The 3684-nt window shown below is 55.2% G+C and carries 2 rRNA genes; both read right to left on the bottom strand.

Features of this window, described 5'->3' with window-relative positions:
- Positions 1-35: 35 nt before the first annotated feature.
- Positions 36-152 (bottom strand): 5S ribosomal RNA (rrf, locus tag L979_RS13890).
- Positions 153-359: 207 nt separating this feature from the next.
- Positions 360-3491 (bottom strand): 23S ribosomal RNA (locus L979_RS13885).
- Positions 3492-3684 lie beyond the last annotated feature (193 nt).

Below are 3684 nucleotides of genomic sequence, written 5' to 3'. Positions count from 1 at the left end.
ACGGTTCGAGGCCCCTAACCCTGTTTGTGGTGTTAATGCGGCGGTGACTTACTCTCCCACACCCTCACGAGTGCAGTACCATCAGCGCTGTAGGCCTTAGCTTCCGGGTTCGGGATGGGACCGGGCGTTTCCCCCACGCTATAACCACCGCACAACAACACAACTATCCAACAACCCTCTAAACCAAAACCCCCAAGACCACCGCCACCCACCATCACAGTCAGCAACCAGCCCCAAGAACCCCAGTTCAACGGGTGTGTTACCCGAAAACCATACAGTGGACGCGAACACAACCCCCGCTCACCAACCACACCCCTACCACAAAGGAAAAGCCTGGTTGTTGTGACACATGCGTGCGTGTGTGTAGATCTTCGGCGTATTAGTACCAGTCAGCTCCACAACTCTTACAGTCGCTGCTTCCACATCCGGCCTATCAACCCAATCATCTCCTGGGCACCTACACCAACACAATGTTGGAAGGAAATCTCATCTCGAAGCAAGCTTCCCGCTTAGATGCTTTCAGCGGTTATCTCTCCCGAACGTAGCCAATCAGCCATGCTCCTGGCGGAACAACTGACACACCAGAGGTTCGTCCGTCCCGGTCCTCTCGTACTAAGGACAGACCTTCTCAAATTTCCAACGCGCGCAGCGGATAGGGACCGAACTGTCTCACGACGTTCTGAACCCAGCTCGCGTGCCGCTTTAATGGGCGAACAGCCCAACCCTTGGGACCAACTCCAGCCCCAGGATGCGACGAGCCGACATCGAGGTGCCAAACCATGCCGTCGATATGGACTCTTGGGCAAGATCAGCCTGTTATCCCCGAGGTACCTTTTATCCGTTGAGCGACGGCCATTCCACAATGTACCGCCGGATCACTAGTCCCGACTTTCGTCCCTGCTCGAGCCGTCACTCTCACAGTCAAGCTCCCTTGTGCACTTACACTCAACACCTGATTGCCAACCAGGCTGAGGGAACCTTTGGGCGCCTCCGTTACTCTTTAGGAGGCAACCGCCCCAGTTAAACTACCCATCAGGCACTGTCCCTGACCCGGATCACGGGCCGAAGTTAGACATCCAGAGCGACCAGAGTGGTATTTCAACAACGACTCCCCAAACACTAGCGTGCCCGGTTCACAGTCTCCCACCTATCCTACACAAGCCGCACCAAACACCAATACCAAACTATAGTAAAGGTCACGGGGTCTTTCCGTCCTGCTGCGCGTAACGAGCATCTTTACTCGTACTGCAATTTCGCCGAGTTCATGGTTGAGACAGTAGGGAAGTCGTTACTCCATTCGTGCAGGTCGGAACTTACCCGACAAGGAATTTCGCTACCTTAGGATGGTTATAGTTACCACCGCCGTTTACTGGGGCTTAAATTCTCCGCTTCGACATACGTCTAACAGGTCCTCTTAACCTTCCAGCACCGGGCAGGAGTCAGTCCGTATACATCGTCTTACGACTTCGCACGGACCTGTGTTTTTGATAAACAGTCGCTTCCCCCTGGTCTCTGCGACCCCTACACGCTCCACACCGCTTGTGTGCATCACGCTCAGGGCCCCCCTTCTCCCGAAGTTACGGGGGCATTTTGCCGAGTTCCTTAACCATGATTCTCTCGAACGCCTTAGTATTCTCTACCTGATCACCTGTGTCGGTTTAGGGTACGGGCGGCTAAAACCTCACGTCGATGCTTTTCTCGGCAGCATAGGATCACCGAATCCCCCACCAAAGGGGTCCCATCACGCCTCAGGCACACACCCCGCGCATTTAACAACGGGGAACCCTACACGCTTAGACCAGGACAACCATCGCCTGGCTCGGCTACCTTCCTGCGTCACACCTGTTAACACGCTTACCTCCCCGGATCAGGCCCCACACCACACACCACAACGCAACCAACACAAATGCTGATTGCGAGACGGGTGCGAGGAGTGGTTAGTATCCCCAGCTCAGTATTGACGGTTTTTCGCCGGTACGGGAATATCAACCCGTTGTCCATCGACTACGCCTGTCGGCCTCGCCTTAGGTCCCGACTCACCCAGGGCAGATTAGCTTGACCCTGGAACCCTTGATCATCCGGCGGACGGGTTTCTCACCCGTCATTCGCTACTCATGCCTGCATTCTCACTCGAACGGGTTCCACCACTCGGTTACCCGGCGACTTCACCACCCGCTCGACGCTCCCCTACCCAACACACACCCATTACAGGAACAATTGTGTATTGCCACGACTTCGGCGGTGTACTTGAGCCCCGCTACATTGTCGGCGCGGAATCACTTGACCAGTGAGCTATTACGCACTCTTTCAAGGATGGCTGCTTCTAAGCCAACCTCCTGGTTGTCTAAGCAACTCCACATCCTTTCCCACTTAGCACACGCTTAGGGGCCTTAGTCGGTGGTCTGGGCTGTTTCCCTCTCGACCATGAAGCTTATCCCCCACGGTCTCACTGCCACGCTCTCACTTCACCGGCATTCGGAGTTTGGTTGACGTCAGTAACCTGGTGAGGCCCATCAGCCATCCAGTAGCTCTACCTCCGGGAAGAAACACGCAACGCTGCACCTAAATGCATTTCGGGGAGAACCAGCTATCACGAAGTTTGATTGGCCTTTCACCCCTACCCACAGCTCATCCCCTCCATTTTCAACTGAAGTGGGTTCGGTCCTCCACACGCTCTTACACGCGCTTCAACCTGGCCATGGGTAGATCACTTCGCTTCGGGTCTAGATCACGCCACTCAAACGCCCTCTTCAGACTCGCTTTCGCTACGACTACCCCACACGGGTTAACCTCGCGACATGACACTAACTCGCAGGCTCATTCTTCAAAAGGCACGCCATCACCCCACACCCCCAAAGGGGTCAAGGCTCTAACGGCTTGTAAGCACACGGTTTCAGGTACTCTTTCACTCCCCTCCCGGGGTACTTTTCACCTTTCCCTCACGGTACTGGTCCACTATCGGTCATCAGGTAGTATTCAGGCTTACCAGGTGGTCCTGGCAGATTCACACGAGATTCCACGAGCCCCGTGCTACTCGGGACAACGCCACACGCGGCGGACAGCAGTTTCGTCTACGGGACTCCCACCCTCTACGGCACACCACTCAACGATGCTTCGACTACCACTCCGCACTCACGCACCCAGATCGACAGCTCTGAGAACAGCGCATCCCACAACCCCGCTGATGCAACCCCTGCCAGGTATCACACACCAACGGTTTAGCCACATCCGCTTTCGCTCGCCACTACTCACGGAATCACTATTGTTTTCTCTTCCTGCGGGTACTGAGATGTTTCACTTCCCCGCGTTCCCCCCTACACCCTATGAATTCAGATGCAGGTCGCCACCCTCACAGATGACGGGGTTTCCCCATTCGGACATCCTCGGATCACAGCCCGCTTATCGACTCCCCGAGGCTTATCGCAGATTACCACGTCCTTCATCGGCTCCTGATGCCAAGGCATCCACCGTGCGCCCTTAACAATCTACAAACAGACACACATAAAAACATACAAAAATGTTCTCGATCACATAAAGAACAAGATGCTCGCGTCCACTATACAGTTCTCAAACAACACACCCACACACCACCACCACACAAACACACGTTCGCGTGATCCTGACGCAGGGTCATCGACGGAAACAACCACCCCTACCCACCAGCAGCACACCCCGCCACCCCCC

It is taken from the genome of Kocuria sp. ZOR0020 (assembly GCF_000800955.1).
GTDB classification, from domain to species: Bacteria; Actinomycetota; Actinomycetes; order Actinomycetales; family Micrococcaceae; genus Kocuria; species Kocuria subflava.
The sequence above is the reverse complement of the archived record's forward strand: the minus strand, read 5'-3'. Positions and strand labels throughout refer to the sequence as shown.